Origin of the sequence: Curtobacterium sp. PhB191, from assembly GCF_004346515.1 — a bacterium.
GTDB lineage: Bacteria > Actinomycetota > Actinomycetes > Actinomycetales > Microbacteriaceae > Curtobacterium.
Genome location: NZ_SMBV01000007.1, coordinates 33,181 through 52,846 on the forward strand (window position 1 = coordinate 33,181; position 19,666 = coordinate 52,846).

The following is a 19,666-nucleotide window of genomic DNA, read 5'->3' on the forward strand; positions in this document are numbered from 1 at the left end:
GTTCATCCTAGGTTCGAGGCCGCAGCTGGAGCGGCCGAGAGCGGGAGACGGGCGCCGTTCACGTCGGCCGGCGGCGCCGTCCAGAGCCGCACGACCTCGTCGCCGAGCCGCTCTTCGAGACCGGCGAGGGTGCCGACGACGAACACGGTGGCTGCCGCCGAGTCCGGTGCGTCCTTCCGGAAGCCCTGGGCGACGGCACGGACCCACGCGTCGGAGGCGGCCTTGGCGGCTGCGTAGTTCGCGGCGCCTGCGGTGGGGGAGTCGACGGCGGTGGACGAGACGAACGCGAGCCGTCCGGCCGGCGACGCCACCAGGTCGTCGTAGAACACGCGTGTGGTGTTCCGCAGGGTGCGGAACGCCCGGTCGAAGGAGTCCCAGTCGTCGTCGGACTGGCCGGCGATGCCGCCGCCCCCGCGCCACCCACCGACCAGGTGGACCAGCCCGTCGACCGATCCCGCCGTCTCGTGGACCGCAGCCGCGAGCGCGGTGACCGCGCCGAGGTCTGCGAGGTCGCACGTGTGGGTCGTGACGCCCGGGACGGAAGCGCGAAGGGCCTCCAGTGCGTCTGGTCTGGTGCCGACCGCGACGACGGCCGCCCCGGCGGAGGTGAGTGCGCGCGCGACCGCCGCGCCGCTGGTGCTGGTCGCGCCCGCGACCAGCACCGTGCGACCGGACAGGGAGCCAGCGCTCACGCGGCGACGTCCGGAACGGACGGAGCAGCGGACGGAGCAACCGACGACGAGCCGGTGATGCCGGCCGTCGAAGCGATGACCGCAGCCATCTTCTTGTTCAGCGCCTCGTAGAACATCGACAGCGGGAATTCGTCGTCGAGCACGGCGTCGGTGTAGCCCTTGGGCATTCCGGCGAGCGTTTCCTCCGGCAGTCCCCGCGCCCATCTCGACGCCGGGTGCGGCGTGAGCGTCCGGGTCAGCATCTCGTACGCAGCGAGCCAGTGCGCCGATTTCGGCCGGTCGATCGACCGCCGGTACAACTCGTTGATCTGATCACTGAGCGCGATGATCACATCGGGAACGGCATCCCAGTCGATCGTGAGCTGCGTGTCGGTCCAGTGCAGGACATCGTGCTGGTGCATCCACGCGAACAACAACTGCCCGCCGAGCCCGTCGTAGTTCCGGACACGGCTGCCGGTGATCGCGAACCGGAAGATGCGGTCGAAGACGACGGCGTACTGCACCAGGCGGGCGTGGTCGCGGATTGCGCGTTGCGCCTCGTCGAGATCTGCATCCGGCACAGCGGAAAGCGCGCGTTCGAGCCGCACGGATTCCCGGAACGCCGTCAGGTCGCAGCGGAGTTCTTCCAGCGAGTAGAGGAAGAACGGCATCCGTTGCTTGATCATGAACGGATCGAACGGCAGGTCCCCGCGCATGTGCGATCGGTCGTGGATGATGTCCCACATCACGAAGACCTGTTCCGTCAGCTCCTGGTCGTCGAGCATTGCTGCAGCGTCGTCCGGCAACTCCAGTTTGGTGATCTCCGCAGCGGCACGGACGACTCGGCGGTAGCGAGCGGCTTCGCGGTCCTGGAAGATCGCACCCCACGTGAACGTCGGGATCTCGCGCATCGCGACCGTCTCGGGGAACAGCACCGCAGAATTCGTGTCGTACCCGGGCGTGAAGTCGACGAACCGCAACGCGACGAAGAGCTTGTTGCTGTAGTCGCCCGCTTCGAGTTCCGCGATGAACTCCGGCCAGATGACCTCGACCAGGACGGCTTCGACGAACCGCGAGGAACTCCCGTTCTGCGTCACCATCGGGAAGACGACCAGGTGGCCGAGTCCGTCGATGCGGTGCTGTTGCGGCTGGAACTCGTTCAGGGCGTCGAGGAAGTCGGGAGCGCCGAAACCGTCGCGTTCCCAGCGTGCGAAATCGCGCTGCAGTGCAGCGAGGTACGCCGCATCGTGCGGAAAGAACGGGGCCAGTTCGGCAATGGCCGGGAGGATCGTGGCCAGGTGCTCGGAAGCGGTCGCGTGATCCGCGTGGTCGGGTATCGAGCCGTCGGCCGTCTGCAGCGCACGGAACGACACGACAGCGGCTTTCAGTCGCGTCCACGCGGGATGCTCGGCGACCTCGCGCACCGACGGGCGGTCCTCGACGACCTCGGGTTCTCCGACGATGGCGCCCTGCGTGAACTCCTGGACGAACTGTGACATGTCGAACCTCCCGTCATTGGGCCGGCCGCGGAACTGCGGCGTGGTGGTGCGCTTGTCATGAGCCTAGGGAGGATCGGGGGACGCATTCTTGCCCATTTGCGGGGGTTTCGTGCGCGGCGCCGTTCTCCGCGCGGGAAAGTCGATCCCCTGCGCAACGCATCACCGCTCAGGCGCGGATCTGGTGCAGGAGCAGCGCCAGGCCGATCGCTGCGACGCAGATCAAGAAGGCGGCCGGGGCGGCCTTGCCCTTCGGGTCGACGGTGCCCGCGAACCCCGAAGCGGAAAGTCCGGCTGCTCCGGCTGCGACGGCAAGTGGCCAGCCACCAGCGACGAGTACGACGCAGGTTGTGGCGAGCAGGACTGAGCCGACTGCGAGCCCAGTGCTGACGATGCGGCGGACACGAGACTTCTCGGACATGGGGCCTCCCTCGCTCGCTACGTACTGATGTTTCACACGCCGCATGGTCGGATTCGGCGGTACGTTCGTCAGGTGGAAGAGAAGGAACCGCGCGACCGCACGATCGACGAATCGTTGGTGTCACTCGCGTGCCTCGGTGCCCTCGGCCTCGGAGTCATGATCGTCGGCGGCCCGGACATTGCCTGGTGGGACGTGGGCTCGACGTTGCTCGTCCTGGGAGCGTTCGGGCTCCTCGCCCTCCTGCTCGCGTCGCGCAGGAGCGCTGTTCCAATGACCCTCCGCGTGCGCCGGGCGAACTGGCTGGGTGCAGCGATCGGACTCGGCGCGGGCGCCCTCGTGGGAACCGCGGTGTCCGGAGGATCGACTGCACTCGCCGCGCTGCTCCCGGTCCCGCTCGTGGCGATCGACGCCGTTGTCAGTCGGTCCGGCGGGGGACTGCGCGCCCGGTCGATCGTGCTCGGCCTGACCGCAGCTCTCATCGCTGTGGTCCTCTTCTGGAACTCCGACGTGCGCCAGGGCTTCTCCGACCTGGTCCAGGGATCGGTGGTCGCCGGCGTCCTGCTGGCGGTGGGGCTGGGTGTGTGGGGTGTTGTTCGGCGGCAGCGCGCCTGACGCGTGCGGCATGGTGGCCGTTCGGCTCCGCGGTGCCGACTCGGTCGATACGGTTGTCTGCATGGCACGCTTCACGCCCCCAGCCGCCGACGCGATGCGCGCACGACTCCTGCTTGCAGCACGCGACGAGTTCGCCGCTGCTGGGCTCGTCGGCGCCAAGACCGAGCGGATCGCCGCGGCGTCGTCGAGCAACAAGGCGCAGATCTTCCACTACTTCGGCAGCAAGGAGGGGCTGTTCGACGCGCTCCTCGCCCAGACCGTCGCCGAGACGTTCGACGAGGTCCCCGTCGACACCGACGACCTCGCCGAGTGGGCTGCTCGCCTGCACGACTCGTACGTCCGGCGGCCCTGGGCCGAACGGCTCGCGACGTGGCACCGCCTCGAGCGGGGGAGTGACGGTGCGCTCGAAGCCGTCATCGCCAGCAATGCCGAGGCCGTCGCCGCCGTCGAGCACGCCCAGCGCGCCGGGGTCCTGCCGCGCAGCTACCGGCCGGCAGTGTTGCTGGGCCTGGTGATGCACCTCGCCGCGTTCTGGAGCTCGGCCTCTCCCGAGTACGGCTCCTTGGTCGCGGCGGTCGCACCTGCGCGGCGTCGGCAGATCGTGATCGACGCGGTGAAGGCGCTCGTCGGGGGCTGACGTGGCGCACGGCCGGGCGTAGGGTTCGGCCCATGAGCAGCGACAACCGGTTCCTCCGCGCGACCTTCGGGCGGCCGTTGGTCTGGGTCGGCGTGGTGTGGCTCGCGGTCGGTGTGCTTTGGAGCGTCCTGGCGATCATCGATCCGAGTGTCTTCCGCACGATCATGGCCGTCCTGTGGCTCGTGCTCGGCGGCAGCATGCTCGCCGTCGCGCTCCGCGACAGGAAGCGCGGCCTCGGCCGGTACCAGCGCTAGTCGAGGCGATCCGAGCGCGCAGGCAGGACCCGCACCGGGCCTCCCGTCAGCCTGCCGCGTCCGCGGCCACCCGCAGCGTCCGCTCCGCATCGTCGAGGTAGTCCGCCAGCAGCGCCGACGCTCCCGCCTGGTCGCCGGCGCGCAACGCCGCGACGATCGCGTCGTTCCGGTCCACGAACTCGGCGTGGAACGACCCCGGGTCGTCGGTCGTCAGGAACGCCAGCCGCATCTCGGCGAGCAGCCCGTCCATCAGGCCGTGGATGCGCGCGCTCGGGACCGCTCGGACGAGCTCGGAGTGGAACCGGATGTCCGCGGTGCCCACGGCGCCCCAGTCGCCCGCGGTGGCAGCGTCCCGTGCAGCTGCGACGGCCGCCGCGGCTGCATCGAGGGCCGGTGACGTGGGCGAGCACGCGCGGACCGCGGCTTCCTCGAGCACCCGACGGGCGGAGTACAGGTCCGTGACGTCCTCGGCGGAGAGGCGTCGCACGAAGACCCCGCGGTTGAACACGTGCTCGACCAGCCGGTCCCGCGCGAGCAGCCGGAAGGCCTCGCGCAGGGTGTTCCGTGACACCCCGAGCTGGTCGCTCAACCGTTCCTCCGACAGCTGTGCCCCGGGGGAGAACTCGCCCGCCGCGATCATGGTGCGCAGCCGGTCGGCCGTCGAGTCGGCACCACTGACGGTTCGGGTCATGTCCCGATCCTGACACGGCCTCGGGCATCGCAGGTGCGAACCCCGCACCGTGTGACCGTCGTGTTACAGAGCAGAACGCCCCCTTGCGATTGTTGAACAATGCGGTCCAGACTGTCCCGCATGTTCGTCCTCATCGGCGTCGCCGTCGTCATCATCGGGTTCGCGTTGCGCATCAACGCGCTGCTCGTCGTGACCGTCGCGGGCATCGTCACCGCGGCCATCGGCGGGATCGGTCCCGTCGGCATCCTCACTGCCTTCGGCGACGGCTTCGCGTCGAGCCGGTCCGTCACGACCTTCGCGCTCGTCCTGCCCGTCATCGGCCTGATCGAGCGCTACGGGCTGCAGGACCAGGCCAAACGCCTGATCGCGAAGCTCGACAAGCTCACGACGGGTCGTCTGCTGGCCGGGTACCTGGCCATCCGGCAGGTCACGGCCGCGGTCGGCCTCACCAGCATCGGTGGGCCGGCGCAGACCGTGCGGCCGCTCGTGCACCCGATGGCCGAGGGCGCGGCGATCAAGAAGTACGGCCGGATCGACGAACGGATGCGCGAGAAGATCAAGGGCTACTCGGCGTCGTCGGACACCGTCGGGGTCTTCTTCGGCGAGGACGTGTTCGTCGCCGTCGGTTCGATCCTGCTCATCACGACCTTCGTCGATGCCACCTACGGTCTGTCGCTCGAACCCATCGACCTGGCGCTGTGGGCGATCCCGACCGGCATCGCCGCGCTCCTGGTCCACGGCACGCGGCTGCTGCTGTTCGACCGCACGCTCGACAAGATGGCGGCCGACGCACGCGTCGACGCCCCGACGCAGGGAGCGGCAGCGTGATCACCAGCGAATGGCTCTACTGGCTCATCGGTGCGTTCTTCATCGCGGTCGCCGTCCTCATCGTCACGGACACCTCGCACGCGAAGCGACTCGGCAACGCGGCGTTCTGGGGGATCCTCGGGGTCTCGTTCTTCTACGGCACCTTCGTCGCCGCGAAGACCGCGCCGTCGTGGGTGCTCGGCATCGCCGTGCTGGTGATGGTCGCGCTCGCCGGACTCGGGTTCACCGGGACGACCAGCCGCACACGGGTCGCCAGCATCCCCGGTGCCGGCACGGGGGCGGAGACCGGCCCGGCCGAACCCACCGCTGCCGCCACGAAGCCGTCCGCCAGCACGAGCGTCCTCGCCACCACCAGCCCCGACGAGCGCGCGGCGTTCGCCACCCAGTTCGGTAACAAGCTCTTCATCCCGGCGCTGGTCGTGCCCGTGGTCGCCGTCCTCGTGGCGACGCTCGGTCCGCTCGTCTCGATCGGCGGTGCACCCCTGCTCGCCGAGGGCAGCGCGACCCTGACCGGACTGGGCATCGGCTCGGTGCTGGCCGTGGTCGTCGCGGTGTTCGTCCTGCGCCCGCCGAGGATCGCCACGCCCATCCGTGAGGGCGGCCGACTGCTGCAGGCCATCGGGTGGGCGGCGCTGCTGCCGCAGATGCTCTCCACCCTCGGCATCGTGTTCACCCAGGCCGGGGTCGGCGACGCCGTCGGCACGATCATCAAGTCGATCCTGCCCGGCGGGTCGCTGATCGCCGCGGTGGTCGTCTACTGCCTCGGCATGGCCCTGTTCACGATCATCATGGGCAACGCGTTCGCCGCCTTCCCGATCATGACGGCCGCGATCGGCTGGCCCGTCCTGGTGCAGGGCTTCGACGGCAACCCCGCCGCGATCTTCGCCATCGGCATGCTCGCCGGCTTCTGCGGAACGCTCGTCACGCCGATGGCCGCGAACTTCAACCTGGTGCCGGCTGCCCTGCTCGAGATGCGGGACAAGTACGGTCCGATCAAGGCGCAGATCCCGACCGCCGCCATCCTGCTCGTCGTCAACATGGGAGTCATGTACCTTGTCGCTTTCTGATGCTGCCCCGCTCGACCTGACCCGGGCCGCGTGGGCCGACCGCTTCGCGGCCGTCGCCGCCGAGAACACCTCGCGCGAGTACCCGTACGCGGCGCACCACACGACGTCCGGCCCGGACGACCGGGCGCTGCCGGTCGAGCTGCACCCCGCCTTCGCCACGTCCTACGACTGGCACTCGTCCGTGCACATGCACTGGCTCGCAGCGCGTCTGGTCGCGCACGGCCTGCCGGCCGACCTGGAGGCCCGGCTCACCGCGATCCTGCAGGCCCACCTGCGCGCGGATCACCTGGCCACGGAAGCCGCCTACTTCCTGACTACGCCGCACTACGAGCGCCCCTACGGGTGGGCCTGGCTCGCGAAGCTCGCCGCCGAGGTCTCCGCGTCCGAGGTGCCGGCCATCCGGCAGCTCGCCCCCGGGTTCGCGCCCGTCGTCGACGTGCTCGAGGACCTCGTCACACGCTGGGTCGACGGCGCTGCCCACCCGGTGCGGCACGGGGTGCACTCGAACTCGGCGTTCGGGCTGCTGCTCGTGCTCGAGGCCGCACGGTCGCTCGGCCGCGACGAGCTCGCCACGACGGTGGAGCGAGCGGCGCGCGACTGGTTCGGCGAGGACGCCGGGTGGCCGTTCGGTTGGGAGCGCAGCGGACACGACTTCCTGTCCGCCGGTCTGGCCGAGGCCGACCTGATGCGGGCCGTGCTGACCCCGGCCGAGTTCGCGACGTGGTCGGACGGCTTCTTCGCCCAGGTGCGGTCGGGCGACGCGATCCTGCAGTCGACGGTGGTCCGTGACGAGAACGACCCGCAGCAGGTGCACCTGTTCGGGCTCGACCTGTCGCGAGCGGGATCGGCCCGGCGCATCGCGGACGCCCTGCGCGCCGGTGAGCTCGACGACGACGGGCTCGCGAGCCTGCTCGACGAGGCGGCCGACCGGCTGCTGGCCTCGGGTCTGGCCGCCAGCGTCGGCGAGGAGTACTACTCCACGCACTGGCTCGCGAGCTTCGCCTGGGACGCCATGGAAGCACGCGAGCACGCCGCGCGCTGACCCTCGAACGAGGGGCATGGTCGCCGGTCCGGCGTGCTGCTGTCAACCCCCTGCATCGGTTGCAGAATGCACCTACCCTCGGTGCGCAGCCGAGATCCGGCTGGGTGCCCGAGGGGAACGGGTGCCACCAGTCACACCAGGGAGTGACACATGCAGCACCGCAGGATCAGGCGGACAGCACTCATCGCCGCACTCATCGGAGCCGTCGTCGTGGCGGCACCGCTCGGAGCGGGAACCGTTGCCTACGCGGGGGTCACCGCCCCGGTCGGCAACGTCGGCAAGTTCAAGCAGACCTTCGTCGAGAACTTCAGCACGACGGCCTCGGCGAACGGCCAGTTCGCGAAGACCTACGCGAACTCGTGGCAGCCCTACCCGGACGGGACGGGCGGCACGTACTACTCGGGCTCGCAGGTCAGCGCCCGCAACGGCTACATGGACGTCACGCTCGACGGCAAGCACGGAGCCGCGGGGACCTTCGGGACCCCGAACGGCGCGTGGTCGCACGTGGGTGGCAAGTTCAGCGTCCGCGCGAAGGCCACCGGCGGCGACGGGAACGGTGCAGCGTTCATGCTGTGGCCGTCGTCGAACGTCTGGTCGGACGGCGAGATCGACTACCCGGAGGCGAACTTCGAGGGGTCGCCGATGCTCCACCACCACTCGATGGTCGCCGGGCAGGAAGCGAACTCGACGAGCATGAGCACCGGGGTGACCTGGCGCAGCTGGCACGTCTACTCGGTCGAGTGGATCCCCGGCAAGTCGGTGCAGTACCTGCTCGACGGCAAGGTCATCAAGACGGTCACGTCGAACGTGCCGAAGACCGCGCACCGGTACATGTTCCAGGTCGGCAACTGGGGTGCCGCCGGGCACCTCGACATCGACTGGGTCAGCACCTACGAGTACACGGGCTGACCCACAGCAGGTCAGCTGATCGCGATCGTCCGGGCGAACGTCCGTGCGACGGGCGGAGCGGCGACGATCGGTCCGATCGCTGCGGCACCGTCCGGGGTCGCCCGCCATGCCTCGTAGGCGTCGTGGGCGGCCCCGCTCGTCCAGGACTCGACGACGACCATGCGCGTCGGGTCGGCGTCGTCGACCAGCACCTCGAGGGACTCGCAGCCGTCGAAGGCCCGGGTCTGCGCGAGCGTCTCGCGGATCGCCGCCTCGACGGTGTCGGCAGGGACGTCGCTCCGGAACTGGACCTCGAGCAGGACGGTGATCGACATGTGGTGCACCTTTCGTCAGCAGTGTCCGACTCAACCCGCAGCGGCGCCGACCTGTTCCGGATCGGTCAGCGAGCCGGTGGTCAGTGGACGAACCGGAAGCGGATGGCGTCGCCCGGGCGGAGCTGCGCGGCACGGTCGACCGACTCCGGCGTGAGGACCGCCACGACGGGGTAGCCGCCGGTGACCGGGTGGTCGGCGAGGAACAGCACCGGGAAGCCCTCGGGCGGGACCTGCAGCGAACCGGTCTCCACCCCTTCGCTCGGCAGCTCGTTCGTCACGGCGCGGACGAGCGGCTGCGGAGCCGTGGTGCGGACCCCCACGCGGTCGCTGTCCGACCCGACGGTGAAGTCCTGAGCGGTCAGTGTGTCGCGCCAGTCCGGCGTGAACCAGTCGTCGCGGGGGCCGGCGATGACGTCGAGGACGACCGGGTCGTCTGGCCAGTGCTCGTCGGGTTGCGGCACGGCGTCGACGATCGGCCACGAAGCGCGCGCGTCGCCGATCGGCAGGACGTCACCCGGCGACGACGGCGGCGGCCCGAGGCGTGCAAGTGAGTCCCACGAGCGACTACCCAGTACGGGCTCGACCGCGAACCCGCCGAGGACCGCGATGTAGGAGCGCAGCCCGGCGGTGGCCGTACCGATCCGGAGCGTGTCACCCGGTGCGAGCATCAGGACCTCGTGCGAGGCTGCACCGCGGACCCGGCCGTCCGCCCGCTCGATCTCGACCGGGCAGGCGGCCCCGGCGGTGGCGACGACCACGTACGCGTCGGTCCGCAGCGTGACGGAGCCGAGCAGGGCCTCCAGGACGGCCGCATCGGGACGGTTGCCGACCAGCCGGTTGGCCAGTGCTGCGGAACCACGGTCGGCGGCGCCCGCCGCGCCGAGGCCCATGTCACTGAAGCCCGGCCGCCCCAGGTCCTGCGTTGCCGCGCCGTAGCCGACCTGCAGGACGGTCAGCGCGCTCATGCCGCACCCGCGTCGACGAACCGGACCCGGGTGCCGGCGGGTGCCAGCGCCGGCGGTTCCCGCTCGAGCGACCACATCGGCACGTCGGTGCGGCCGATGAGCTGCCAGCCGCCGGGGGAGACGCGCGGGTAGACGGCGCTGAACTCGCCCGCCAGTGCGACGGCACCGCTCGGCACGGCGGTGCGCGACGTGCTCCGGCGCGGCAGGTCGAGTGACGGCTCGGTGCCGGTGAGGTAGCTGAAGCCCGGGGCGAAGCCGCAGAACGCGCTCGTCCAGAGCTGGCCGGTGTGCCACGCGATCACGCGGTCGCGGCGCATGCCCGTCAGGGCGACGACCTGGTCGAGGTCCTCGCCGTCGTAGACCACCGGGATGACGAGGGGGTCCGCGGCGCTCGCCGCGTCGGCGTCGGCGGACGGGACGACCCGTTCGAGTGCGCCGCGGAGTCTCACGGCGTCGGTCGTCGCCGGGTCGTAGCGGAGCAGCAGGGTCCGCGCGCCGGACACGACCTCGGTGAGGCCGGGCAGCCGAGCCGCGGTCAGCCCGGCACGGAACGCGGCGACCTGCGGCAGGGAGTCGAAGGTGGCGAGCAAGGCGGTGCGCCCAGCTGGTCGGAGGTCGAGGACGGTCACGGTGCGAACGGCGCGATCGTGACGCCGTGCTCGGTCAGCAGTGATCGGATCGCGCGGGCCATCGCGACGGCACCGGGGGAGTCGCCGTGCACGCAGACGGAGTCGGCGCTGACCCGCAGCTCGGAGCCGTCGACGGCGGTCGCGACCCCATCGGTGACCATGCGGAGGACGCGGGCGGCGACCTCGTCTGGATCGTGGAGCACCGAACCCGGCGTGCCGCGGGACACCAGGGAGCCGTCGGGTTCGTAGGCGCGGTCGGCGAAGGACTCCGCGACCGCGCGGAGCCCGTGGCGTTCGGCAGCGAGCAGGAGTTCGGAACCCGGCAGCGCGAGCACCGCGAGCGAGCTGTCGACGTCGGCGATCGCCCGGACCACGGCCTCGGCCTGGACCGGGTCGGCGCACGCGGTGTTGTACAGGGCGCCGTGGGGCTTGACGTAGGTGACCGCGGTGCCGGCGACCCGCGCGGTGGCGGCCATCGCGCCGAGCTGGTGCACGACGTCGGCGTGGAGTTCGTCCGGGGTGACGTGCACCGGACGGCGACCGAAGCCGGCGAGGTCGCGGTAGGCGACGTGCGCTCCGATGGCGACCCCGCGCCCGGCGGCGGCGCGGGCGGTGGCGAGCATGATCGTCGGGTCGCCGGCGTGGAATCCGCAGGCGATGTTGGCGCTCGACACGACGTCGAGCATCGCGGCGTCGTCGCCCATCGTCCAGGCGCCGAACCCCTCGCCGAGGTCGCTGTTCAGGTCGATCGTCGTCACGGGGACTCCCTGTCGTCGCGGGTTGTTGAACAATCTACCGAGCGGCGACTCCGCTGTCGACCGATCGGGGCACGCGGCTGGTGGGTGGATTCCGAGCAGCGGCACGTAGCGTCCGAGGTCAGCACCTGCCGGGGGCGTCGCCCTCGGTTCGACCACTGCACTGGAGCAGACCATGACCGACAGCAGCAACACGCACGACGACGACGCCAAGGCCCCCGTGAACGACTCCGAGGGCACCGAGAAGCCGGGCGGGCTCGGCGACGACAACACCATCCCCAACGACCCGGACGGCCTCGCCGCTGGGCACGTCGGGGACGACTCGCACTTCAACCCGGAAGAGGACGGCGAGGAGTAGGGGTCGTTCGTCGACTCGGAACGACGTCCTCGTTGTCGTACGACGACGGGGACGTCGTTCCACGTCGACCCCCGACCGCCCGAAAGTCCCCTACAACACTCGCTCCAGCAACCGCAGCGTCCCCGCGATGTCCACGTTCCGGTCCAGCAGCCACTGCACCTGCAGCCCGTCGAACGCCGCGATGATGAGCGACGCCACCTGCTCGAGGTCGGCGTCCGAGTGCCGCCCCGACGCCACGAGCTCGTCGTGCAGCTGGGCGACCAGGTTCCCCCGTGCCTCGTCGAACCGGGCGGCGAAGAACTCCCGCGCCGTCTCGTTGCCGGACTCCACCGACGCCCCGAGCAGGGTCGTGTAGAGCGTCACGAGTGCCGGCTCGCTGACGTTCCGGTCGGCGACGAAGGCCAGCCGGGTGAAGACCCCGGCCGTGTCGCCGAGTGCCCGGTCCGAGGCGGCATCGCGTTCCCGCAGGACCTCGACCAGCAGCGCTTCGCGGGACGAGAAGTAGTGCTTCAGTGCCGCGTGCGAGACCCCGATCGCATCGCCGATGGCGCGCAGCGAGGTGCCGTCGATCCCGCGCGAGGCGACGACGTCGAGCGTCTGGTCGAGGATCTCCCGCCGACGCTGCACGCCCTTGGCGTAGGGGCCCCTGGTGCCGATTCCATCGTTGGAGGTCACGAGTGCCAATGTACCGGCGCAACAATCGGGCCAAAAACTTCCGGTCGGAGGTTTCCGGTGCTACAGTCCCGATCACCTAGCAGCACTAGGTATTCGAGGGCCCCGAAGCCCCCTATGACTCGAGGAGGAGTCATGTCGACACCGACGTCGAAGGAAGAACCCACCCGCGGCATCGCCGGGACCGCATCACCAGCGGTCACCGCAGCCGCCGGTGCCACCGCCTCGGACGCCGCGGCGCCCCGAGCGTTCTCGGTCGAGGGGATCACGCAGTCCGTCAGCACGATGCGTGTGGGCCGCGGCTACCTCTGGGGCCTCAGCTTCGCCCAGTTCGGCCTGTTCGTCGCCCTGCTCACGCCGGTCTTCGTGAGCATGTCGATCAAGGCGACCGAGCTCAACCCCACGAGCCCCGAGACCGTGGTCGGCTCCGTCCTGCCGTTCGGTGCCCTCGGTGCACTGTTCGCAAACCCGCTGTTCGGCGCGATCTCCGACCGCACCCGCAGCCGGTGGGGACGTCGACGCCCGTGGATGCTCGGCGGCGTCATCGTCTTCGTCGGTTCGCTCGCCTGGCTCGCGTTCTCGCCGAACGTCCTGCAGCTCACGCTGGCCTGGGTCCTCGCGCAGGTCACGGCGAACGCCGTCCTCGCCACGCTGACCGCGAGCTTCGCCGACAACGTGCCGGAGTTCCAGCGCGGCAAGGCCTCGAGCGTCATCGCCCTCGCGCAGAACATCGCGATCCTCGCCGGCCTGTACCTGGCCGTGTACCTGGTCGGGAACCTGCCGGTCCTCTTCATCGCCCCCGGTGTCCTGGCGATCATCGCGATCCTCGTCTACTGCTTCGTGGCACGCGACGACCTGCCGACGACGCCGGTCAAGCCCTTCAGCTGGATCAACCTGATCAGCTCGTTCTGGACGAACCCGATCAAGCACCGCGACTTCGGACTCGCCTGGTGGGGTCGCTTCCTCATCACCTTCGGCACGTTCATGTTCACGACGTACCGCCTGCTCTACATGCAGGACCGGATCGGTCTGCCGCAGGCCGAGGCCGTCGGGGTCGTCGCGTTCGGTGTCCTGCTGTACACGGTCGCCCTGCTCGTCAGCGCCGCCGTCTCCGGCTGGGTGTCGGACCGCGTCCAGCGCCGCAAGGTCTTCGTCTGGGGCTCCACCGCACTGACCGCAGTGGGCCTCGTGATCCTGGCCCACGTCGACACCGTCGGCGGCTTCTACTTCGCCGAGATCGTCCTCGGCTTCGCCTTCGGCATCTACGCCGCCATCGACACCGCCCTGATCGTCGACGTGCTGCCCGACCCGGAACGCCCCGGCAAGGACCTCGGCGTCATCAACATCGCGAACGCGCTGCCGCAGTCGCTCGCTCCGGCCGTCGGCCTGTTCCTGCTCGGCATTGGCGGTGGTCAGAACTACACGCTCATGCTCTGGGGTGCCGGCGTCGCCGTCATCCTCGGCGCCCTCGTCATCCTGCCGATCAAGTCGGTCCGCTGACCAACGCAACCAGCCGGGAGGCGCGACTCGCGTCCGCAACGCGAGTCGCGCCTCCAGGCAGTCACCTGTACCACCCCCGGAAAGGACCCGACATGGCTCCCGCCATCTCCCTGCAGCTCTACACGGTGAACGCCGCGCTGGAGCCCGACCTCGACGGCGGCGTCCGCCGCCTGGCCGAGATCGGCTTCGACACCGTCGAAGCGTTCGCCTTCGTGGACCGAGCAGCGCAGCTCAAGTCCGCGTTCGACGCCCACGGCATCACCGCGAAGACCGGCCACGCGTTCCTGGTCGAGGAGACCATCCCGCTGCCCGACGGCACCGTGATGACCGCTCCGTCGCACGCCGACACCTTCGCCGCGGCGAAGGAACTCGGCCTCGAGATCGTCATCGACCCGTTCGTCGGACCCGACGCGTGGACGACCCGCGAGGGCGTCGAGCGCGTCGCCGCACGACTGAACGCCGCCGCCGTCGAGGCCGCCGAGCACGGTCTGCGCGTCGGCTACCACAACCACGACCACGAGCTCCGGCCGCGGATCGACGGGCAGCCCGCGCTGCAGGTGCTCGCGTCGCTGCTCGACCCGGCCGTGGTGCTCGAGCTCGACCTGTACTGGGCATCGGCCGCGGGCATCGACGTCGTCGCGTTCATCGAGGAGCTCGGCGACCGCATCGTCGCCGTGCACGTCAAGGACGGTCCGATGCGCGACGACATCTCCACCGCGACGATCCCCACCGACCAGACCCCGGCCGGCCAGGGCGACGTCCGGCTCGCCGAGGCCCTCCGTGCGGCGACGGCGCTCGAGTACGCCGTGATCGAGTTCGACGGGTTCGACGGGGACGTCTTCGACGGTGTGCAGCAGTCGTACGAGTGGCTCGCGGCGCAGCTCGCGCCGGCCGGTTCGTCGTCTGCATCGGAGGTGTCCGCATGACCCGCACCGGACGGGTCGGCATCGGCTTCATCGGCGCCGGCATGATCAGCGAGCAGTACCTGGCGAACCTCACGACGTTCCCCGACGTCGAGGTCGTCCGGATCGGCGACATCGACACGGAGCGCGCCGCGGCGTCGGCTTCGAAGTGGGGTGTCGCGGCCTCGGGCGACGGCGCATCCGTGCTCGCCGATCCCGACGTCGAGATCGTCATCAACCTGACCCTCCCCGCCACGCACGTCGCGGTCTCGATGGACGCACTGCGTGCCGGCAAGCACGTGTGGAGCGAGAAGCCGATCGGTGTGGACCGTGCCTCGGCCGCGTCGCTCGTCGAACTCGCCGACTCCCTCGGGCTGAAGCTCGGCATCGCGCCCGACACCGTGCTCGGTCCGGGCTGGCAGACCGCCAAGCGTGCGATCGAGGCCGGTGCGATCGGTACCCCGCTCACCGCGGTCACGAGCATGCAGTGGCAGGGGCCGGACGTGTTCCACCCGAACGCGTCGTTCCTCTACGCCAAGGGCGCGGGCCCGCTGTTCGACATCGGCCCGTACTACTTCACGGCGCTCGTGCACCTGCTCGGACCGATCGACTCCGTCGTCGCGACGGGTTCTCAGTCGCGGTCGACGCGGCAGTTGGTCGTCGGACCGAACGCGGGCGACTCGTTCCCCGTCGAGGTGCCGACCCACGTCTCCGTCCTGACCTCGTTCGAGCAGGGCGGCAACGCGCAGTCGCTGCTGTCGTTCGACACCCCGCTGTTCCGGCACGGCGTGTTCGAGGTCAACGGGACCGAGGGCACGATCGTCCTGCCCGACCCGAACACGTTCGGTGGTGGGCACCCGATCCGGATCGCGCGACCGCTGACCGCGGACGCGACGTTCCCCTTCTCGCAGGAATGGGACGTGCTGCTCGACGAGGAGCCCACCGTCGGCCGTGGGCTCGGCGTGCTCGACATGGCGCGGGCCATCCGTGGCGGCGGCTCGCACATCGCGACCGGCGAGGTCGGCTACCACGTGCTCGACACCATGGTCGCGGTCGAGGAGTCGATCGCCGCCCGCTCGTTCATCGAGGTCGAGTCGACCGTCGCGCCGATCGCGTCGCTGCCCGAGGACTTCGACCCGCTCGCGGCGACGCTGGAGGGCGCGCAGGTCTGAGGGCTGGATCGACTGCCGGGATCGACCCGGAACGACATCCCCGACGTCGTGCGACGACGGGGGTGTCGTTCCGCGTCAACGTCGGTCTCAGCGCACCGCGTGCTGGCGGAGCGCGATGACGACCTCGTCGAGGAAGTCGTCGACCTGGTCCTGGTCGTAGCCCTCGCGGAACTTCGTGGGCTGGAACCGGGCGGCGGACACCTGCTCCGGTGTGAGCGGATCCACCGGCCGCCCCTGCTCGTACCCGGCGAGGGTGGTCTGGATCCGGTCGAGGAACGCATCGACCTCGCCCTGGTCGTAGCCCTCCCGCCACTTCGTCGGTCGGAACCGCTTGTCGGACACGTCCTTCGCGAGCATCTGCTCCCCCTTCTGCATGCCCGTCATGCTCTCACGGGCCTGCGAACGGGCAGGGGCAGCGGCGGTACTGGCAGCTCAGCGCTGTGGGAGCCGGCGGCCGAACACGGCGTCGAGGAACCGCGCGAAGCGGGACTCCGCCGGCGGCGCGGTCTGGACCGCGCGCGTCGGCGACCGGAACGCCAGGTCGTGCAGCATGTTCCGCTTCGAGCCGTCCCAGTTCGCGAACAGGTAGGTGCCGCCGATGAACGACATGCTCCGGACCGGCGTGCGCTTCCAGGAGTCGGCAGCCACGTAGTAGCCGGTGTGTCCGGAGCGGATGTGCTGGATCACGGTGTCGACGTCGATGACGCTGGTGGTCGTCACGACGGCGGTGATGCCCGTGCGGTCACGGGCGACGTACTCGATGAGGTGTTCGGTCACGGTAGGACTCTTCGTCACAGAGGCGGGACGCCACGACGGTGAACGTGGCGAAGGGTGTTCGGAACCGCCGTTGCTTCCGACAGCAGAATACGTCCGGTTCGTGGTGGCGTCACCGGAATGTCCGACGGTCGCACACGCTCGAACGTTCAGTCGGGTCGTCGAACCACCCACGAGGCGATCAGGTCGACGGCAGCCGCGAAGTCGATGCTGTCCGGTCGGTTGAGGAACGCGTGCCGGCTGTCGGGCAGGACGTGCCGTTCGAGATCGACCCCCGCGGCACCGAGTTGCCGTGCGAACCGGTCGCCGGATGCGCGCATCGTGTCCCGCTCGGCGTCGAGCATCAGGGCGCGCGGGAACGTGCTGAGGTCCTCCGGTGCCGGGAACGCTCCGGCGCCGAGCGGCCCGGCGTAGGTGCGGTTCGCGGCGTCGAGCAACAGTGGAGCGTGCGTGATCCGCCGGTGCCCGCGCACGAGACGCTGCACCGCTGGGTCGCAGGGGATCCGCGCGTGGAAGAACCCGTACGCGAGCACGGCGCCGGCCAGCGCGGGTCCGGACGGGATCGCGGTGGTGGCGAGGCACGCTCCAGCGCTCGCGCCACCCAGCACCAGACCGGCCGGACACTCCTCTGCGAGCGAGTGGAGCACCGCCACGACCTCGTCGCGTGCATGCGGTGCACGTCGGCGTGCTCGTGGACCCGTCCGCCCGATCCAGGGCATGCCGGGCAGCGGACCGAGGCGGTAGTCGACGGTGACCACCGGGATGCCGCGGGCGTTGAGTGCCCGGGCCACGGCGTCCGACTCGGGCAGGTCCAGGTCGCCCCGGAAGAACCCGCCGCCGTGCAGCCAGACCAGGGCCGGAGCGGCTGCCGGATCCTGCGGTCGGTAGCGCCGGATCGGGACCGGTCCGTGCGGGCCGGGGAGCACGTCGTCCATGACGTCGACCGTCCCCACCGATGCCCCGATGCCCTCTCCCCGCATGCCAGCAGACTACGGGCCGGTAACGATGCGAGCGCCGACACGTCGGTCGGTGCACCGTGGAGTGGTGCGCACCTCGAAGACTGCTCTGTTCCTGACCGGCGCGGCCGTGGTCGCCCTGCTGACCGGCTGCTCCGGTGGCGGGGACGGCGGCGAAGGGACCCCGACCGTCACCGAGACCGTGACCGCAGCGCCGACGGACACGGCAGCCACCCCGACGCCGACGAGCACGCCGACACCGACGCCGACCCCCACCCCGACCTGTGGTCCCGCGACCGGCTCCGAGGCAGCAGCAGCGGGGATCGCTGCGCTGCCGTCACCCGCCGGCCTCGAGGACACCAAGTGGGACGCCGCGAACGCCGACTACACCGGCTACGACGCCTGCGCCTCCCTGTCCTGGTCCGTCGTCGCGCCCGAGTTCGGCACCGCCGGGTCGCCGTACGCGATCCTGCTCTTCCACCAGGGCCGGTACCTCGGCACCGCGACCTCCGAGCAGTACGCGTTCGAGCCGGTTGTCGAACGGTTGGCCGACGCCTCGATCAAGGTCACCTACACGTACGCGAAGGCGAACGAGGCGAACGCTGACGCCTCCGGTCGCACCACCGCGACGTACATCTGGAACGACGGCACCGAGCGCGTCGACATGACCGGCGAGGTCCCGCCCGCTCAGGGCTGATCGGCGGCAGCACCCCGACCGCCGAGCTCGCGCTGCAGTGCGCGGAGGACCCGAACGATCGTCGCGAGTTTGTCCGGGCCGCCCTCGAACCCGCGTCCGAGCGCTGGTCGTGGCTCCACCACGACGTCCTCGCCGACCGTCGTGCTGATCCAGACGCCGAAGTCGACCCGTTGTCCGCGTGCGTCCTTCGTGGCGACGGAGAACTTCCGGATGTGGGTCCAGGGCAGGTCGAACACCGGCTCCGCCCGCGACGGCGCCCACGCGTGCAGACCGGACGCGTCGACGGTCCAGATCTCAGGTCGGGGGCCCGGCAGGTCGTCGGTTGCCCGCAACCCCGACGCGGAGACCGGCAGGTGGAACCGGGGCGCGCGGCGTTCCCGGATCCGTGCCATGGTGCGGCGATCGGTCCGACCGGCGCTCCAGGTCACCACCGCCAGCAGCAGGCCGAACCCGGCGACGAGCAGCGGCCACAGGACGAAGTTGGCCTGTGTGCGGGCGCTGTCGAGACCGCGCAGGAAGTCCGGCGACGCGAACTCGGCGACGAGCACGCCGAGCCCCGCGGCCGTCGTCACCGCGGCCACGAGCAGGACCGGCCACCGCTTCGGCATCTCGCCGTCACGCAGCCGCTGCACCCACTGCTCGTCGGGTGTCGTCATCGATCGGCCGGGGCTCGACCGGAGCGCCCGGTGTCGTGGTGCGGATCGAACTCCCGCCGCAGCGACCGGAGCACCTGCATCAGGATGTGGATCTTCGTCACGCTCGCGCCGAACGGCCGCCCGATGACTGCGCGCGGCAGCAGCACGAACCGGCCCACCGCCTCGGTGACGATCCAGATCCCGGTGTCGGTGCGTTGTCCGCGGACGTCCGTCGAGGCCAGCTCGATCGTCCTGACGTCGTCCCACACGAGGTCGAACACGGGATCGTCGCGCTCGGGTGACCACGCGTGGAGACCCGCCGCGTCGACCGTCCACAGCTCCGGCCTCGGGTCCGGGAAGTCGTCGGCGGCGTACGGGCCCGTGCGGAGGACGGGCAGGTGGAAGCGCGTTGTGGTCCCGTTCCGGCGGATCCGGTCCAGCACCACGCGGTCGCGCCGCCCGCGCAGCCAGGACAGCACCGCGGCCACGGGCCCGAACCCGAGCAGCAGCACCGAGAACAGCGGGACGGCGAACGGGCGTCGGGCGTCCGAGTGCAGGATGCCGTCGAGGTGGGTCGCCGAGAAGTACACCCCGATCCCGCCGGCCACCGTGACGATCGTGAGGCCGACCAGGAACGGCCACCGCTTCGGGGTCTCCCCGTCGCGCAGCCGCTGCACCCACCGCTCGCCCGAGTACTCCACCGCACCAT

General features: G+C 70.6%; 25 protein-coding genes and 2 pseudogenes. 12 read left to right on the forward strand and 15 right to left on the reverse strand.

All coding sequences use genetic code 11. The features are described from left to right. Nucleotides 1-2 precede the first annotated feature (2 nt). The 3 genes from EDF48_RS12305 to EDF48_RS12315 all read right to left on the reverse strand — a co-directional run bounded on the left by EDF48_RS12305 (nt 3) and on the right by EDF48_RS12315 (nt 2,588). The gene (locus EDF48_RS12305; protein ID WP_243698098.1) at nt 3-692 is read right to left on the reverse strand and encodes an SDR family oxidoreductase; all 690 of its coding nucleotides are present in this window, start codon (nt 690-692) and stop codon (nt 3-5) included. Next, nucleotides 689-2,170 carry a DUF6421 family protein gene (locus EDF48_RS12310; RefSeq protein ID WP_131880311.1) on the reverse strand — a complete coding sequence of 494 codons (1,482 nt, stop codon included), beginning with the start codon at nt 2,168-2,170 and terminating at the stop codon, nt 689-691. The genes EDF48_RS12305 and EDF48_RS12310 overlap by 4 nt, the downstream gene beginning before the upstream one ends. A 166-nt stretch (nt 2,171-2,336) precedes the next feature. Continuing rightward, nucleotides 2,337-2,588, reverse strand: coding sequence for a hypothetical protein (locus EDF48_RS12315; protein ID WP_131880313.1), 252 nt, complete (start codon nt 2,586-2,588; stop codon nt 2,337-2,339). A 72-nt stretch (nt 2,589-2,660) separates the two neighbouring features. Here EDF48_RS12315 and EDF48_RS12320 point away from each other — a divergent pair, with 72 nt between their 5' ends. From EDF48_RS12320 to EDF48_RS12330, 3 genes are all read left to right on the forward strand, one after another. After that, nucleotides 2,661-3,200 (forward strand): hypothetical protein, encoded by a 540-nt coding sequence (locus EDF48_RS12320; protein WP_131880315.1) that lies wholly within the window; start codon nt 2,661-2,663, stop codon nt 3,198-3,200. Between the two features lie 61 nt (nt 3,201-3,261). After that, entirely contained in the window at nt 3,262-3,837 is a 576-nt protein-coding gene (locus EDF48_RS12325) for a TetR family transcriptional regulator (RefSeq protein ID WP_165932387.1), read from the forward strand. A gap of 32 nt (nt 3,838-3,869) precedes the next feature. Next, a complete protein-coding gene (locus tag EDF48_RS12330; RefSeq protein WP_131880319.1) occupies nt 3,870-4,091 on the forward strand; it encodes a hypothetical protein in 222 nt (73 codons plus the stop codon). 46 nt (nt 4,092-4,137) lie between these two features. Here the strand turns inward: EDF48_RS12330 and EDF48_RS12335 are convergent, their stop codons facing one another. Beyond that, nucleotides 4,138-4,782 (reverse strand): GntR family transcriptional regulator, encoded by a 645-nt coding sequence (locus tag EDF48_RS12335; protein ID WP_131880322.1) that lies wholly within the window; start codon nt 4,780-4,782, stop codon nt 4,138-4,140. A 120-nt stretch (nt 4,783-4,902) separates the two neighbouring features. Here EDF48_RS12335 and EDF48_RS12340 point away from each other — a divergent pair, with 120 nt between their 5' ends. The 4 genes from EDF48_RS12340 to EDF48_RS12355 all read left to right on the forward strand — a co-directional run bounded on the left by EDF48_RS12340 (nt 4,903) and on the right by EDF48_RS12355 (nt 8,628). Then, nucleotides 4,903-5,610, forward strand: a complete 708-nt coding sequence (locus EDF48_RS12340; RefSeq protein ID WP_123291728.1) for a DUF969 domain-containing protein — start codon at nt 4,903-4,905, stop codon at nt 5,608-5,610. Continuing rightward, nucleotides 5,607-6,677 (forward strand): DUF979 domain-containing protein, encoded by a 1,071-nt coding sequence (locus tag EDF48_RS12345; RefSeq protein ID WP_111086662.1) that lies wholly within the window; start codon nt 5,607-5,609, stop codon nt 6,675-6,677. The genes EDF48_RS12340 and EDF48_RS12345 overlap by 4 nt, the downstream gene beginning before the upstream one ends. Continuing rightward, nucleotides 6,664-7,719: a DUF2891 family protein gene (locus EDF48_RS12350; protein ID WP_131880324.1), complete on the forward strand. Its 1,056-nt coding sequence runs from the start codon at nt 6,664-6,666 to the stop codon at nt 7,717-7,719. The genes EDF48_RS12345 and EDF48_RS12350 overlap by 14 nt, the downstream gene beginning before the upstream one ends. Before the next feature lie 150 nt (nt 7,720-7,869). Continuing rightward, entirely contained in the window at nt 7,870-8,628 is a 759-nt protein-coding gene (locus tag EDF48_RS12355; RefSeq protein ID WP_131880326.1) for a glycoside hydrolase family 16 protein, read from the forward strand. Between the two features lie 11 nt (nt 8,629-8,639). Here EDF48_RS12355 and EDF48_RS12360 read toward each other — a convergent pair whose 3' ends face one another. The 4 genes from EDF48_RS12360 to EDF48_RS12375 all read right to left on the reverse strand — a co-directional run bounded on the left by EDF48_RS12360 (nt 8,640) and on the right by EDF48_RS12375 (nt 11,294). Beyond that, nucleotides 8,640-8,942 carry an antibiotic biosynthesis monooxygenase family protein gene (locus tag EDF48_RS12360; RefSeq protein ID WP_111086660.1) on the reverse strand — a complete coding sequence of 101 codons (303 nt, stop codon included), beginning with the start codon at nt 8,940-8,942 and terminating at the stop codon, nt 8,640-8,642. An 80-nt stretch (nt 8,943-9,022) separates the two neighbouring features. Continuing rightward, nucleotides 9,023-9,907: a biotin-dependent carboxyltransferase family protein gene (locus EDF48_RS12365; protein WP_131880328.1), complete on the reverse strand. Its 885-nt coding sequence runs from the start codon at nt 9,905-9,907 to the stop codon at nt 9,023-9,025. After that, nucleotides 9,904-10,536 carry an allophanate hydrolase subunit 1 gene (locus EDF48_RS12370; protein ID WP_123939348.1) on the reverse strand — a complete coding sequence of 211 codons (633 nt, stop codon included), beginning with the start codon at nt 10,534-10,536 and terminating at the stop codon, nt 9,904-9,906. The genes EDF48_RS12365 and EDF48_RS12370 overlap by 4 nt, the downstream gene beginning before the upstream one ends. Beyond that, nucleotides 10,533-11,294 carry a 5-oxoprolinase subunit PxpA gene (locus tag EDF48_RS12375; protein WP_123939347.1) on the reverse strand — a complete coding sequence of 254 codons (762 nt, stop codon included), beginning with the start codon at nt 11,292-11,294 and terminating at the stop codon, nt 10,533-10,535. The genes EDF48_RS12370 and EDF48_RS12375 overlap by 4 nt, the downstream gene beginning before the upstream one ends. Before the next feature lie 172 nt (nt 11,295-11,466). On the opposite strand from EDF48_RS12375, the gene EDF48_RS12380 reads away from it, so the two are divergent. Next, on the forward strand, nt 11,467-11,649 hold the full coding sequence (locus tag EDF48_RS12380; RefSeq protein ID WP_123939346.1) for a hypothetical protein: 183 nt from the start codon (nt 11,467-11,469) through the stop codon (nt 11,647-11,649). Nucleotides 11,650-11,739: 90 nt separating this feature from the next. Here the strand turns inward: EDF48_RS12380 and EDF48_RS12385 are convergent, their stop codons facing one another. Next, on the reverse strand, nt 11,740-12,324 hold the full coding sequence (locus EDF48_RS12385; RefSeq protein ID WP_131880330.1) for a TetR/AcrR family transcriptional regulator: 585 nt from the start codon (nt 12,322-12,324) through the stop codon (nt 11,740-11,742). Nucleotides 12,325-12,456: 132 nt separating this feature from the next. Here EDF48_RS12385 and EDF48_RS12390 point away from each other — a divergent pair, with 132 nt between their 5' ends. The 3 genes from EDF48_RS12390 (at nt 12,457) to EDF48_RS12400 (ending at nt 15,895) form a co-directional block, all read left to right on the forward strand. After that, nucleotides 12,457-13,821: an MFS transporter gene (locus EDF48_RS12390; RefSeq protein WP_131880332.1), complete on the forward strand. Its 1,365-nt coding sequence runs from the start codon at nt 12,457-12,459 to the stop codon at nt 13,819-13,821. A gap of 92 nt (nt 13,822-13,913) precedes the next feature. After that, complete coding sequence (locus tag EDF48_RS12395; RefSeq protein WP_131880334.1) at nt 13,914-14,747, forward strand: sugar phosphate isomerase/epimerase; 834 nt, start codon at nt 13,914-13,916, stop codon at nt 14,745-14,747. Further along, the gene (locus tag EDF48_RS12400) at nt 14,744-15,895 is read left to right on the forward strand and encodes a Gfo/Idh/MocA family oxidoreductase (RefSeq protein WP_123939342.1); all 1,152 of its coding nucleotides are present in this window, start codon (nt 14,744-14,746) and stop codon (nt 15,893-15,895) included. Before EDF48_RS12395 ends, EDF48_RS12400 begins: the two co-directional genes overlap by 4 nt. Before the next feature lie 102 nt (nt 15,896-15,997). On the opposite strand, the pseudogene EDF48_RS19460 reads toward EDF48_RS12400, so the two are convergent. The 4 genes and pseudogenes from EDF48_RS19460 to EDF48_RS12415 form a co-directional block, all read right to left on the reverse strand. Next, a pseudogene (locus EDF48_RS19460) lies at nt 15,998-16,120 on the reverse strand (DivIVA domain-containing protein); the annotation flags it as partial. A gap of 36 nt (nt 16,121-16,156) precedes the next feature. Further along, nucleotides 16,157-16,252 (reverse strand): annotated as a pseudogene (locus EDF48_RS19465) (DivIVA domain-containing protein); the annotation flags it as partial. A 75-nt stretch (nt 16,253-16,327) separates the two neighbouring features. Beyond that, nucleotides 16,328-16,672, reverse strand: coding sequence for a hypothetical protein (locus EDF48_RS12410; protein ID WP_131880338.1), 345 nt, complete (start codon nt 16,670-16,672; stop codon nt 16,328-16,330). 146 nt (nt 16,673-16,818) lie between these two features. Beyond that, on the reverse strand, nt 16,819-17,649 hold the full coding sequence (locus EDF48_RS12415) for an alpha/beta hydrolase fold domain-containing protein (protein WP_131880340.1): 831 nt from the start codon (nt 17,647-17,649) through the stop codon (nt 16,819-16,821). Nucleotides 17,650-17,713: 64 nt separating this feature from the next. Between EDF48_RS12415 and EDF48_RS12420 the strand changes: the two genes are divergently transcribed. Next, nucleotides 17,714-18,322 (forward strand): LppP/LprE family lipoprotein, encoded by a 609-nt coding sequence (locus EDF48_RS12420; RefSeq protein ID WP_165932388.1) that lies wholly within the window; start codon nt 17,714-17,716, stop codon nt 18,320-18,322. Here the strand turns inward: EDF48_RS12420 and EDF48_RS12425 are convergent. Continuing rightward, nucleotides 18,313-18,978, reverse strand: coding sequence for a hypothetical protein (locus EDF48_RS12425; protein ID WP_123939337.1), 666 nt, complete (start codon nt 18,976-18,978; stop codon nt 18,313-18,315). The two genes, EDF48_RS12420 and EDF48_RS12425, sit on opposite strands and share 10 nt — an antisense overlap. Continuing rightward, nucleotides 18,975-19,658 carry a hypothetical protein gene (locus EDF48_RS12430; RefSeq protein ID WP_131880344.1) on the reverse strand — a complete coding sequence of 228 codons (684 nt, stop codon included), beginning with the start codon at nt 19,656-19,658 and terminating at the stop codon, nt 18,975-18,977. Before EDF48_RS12430 ends, EDF48_RS12425 begins: the two co-directional genes overlap by 4 nt. Nucleotides 19,659-19,666 lie beyond the last annotated feature (8 nt).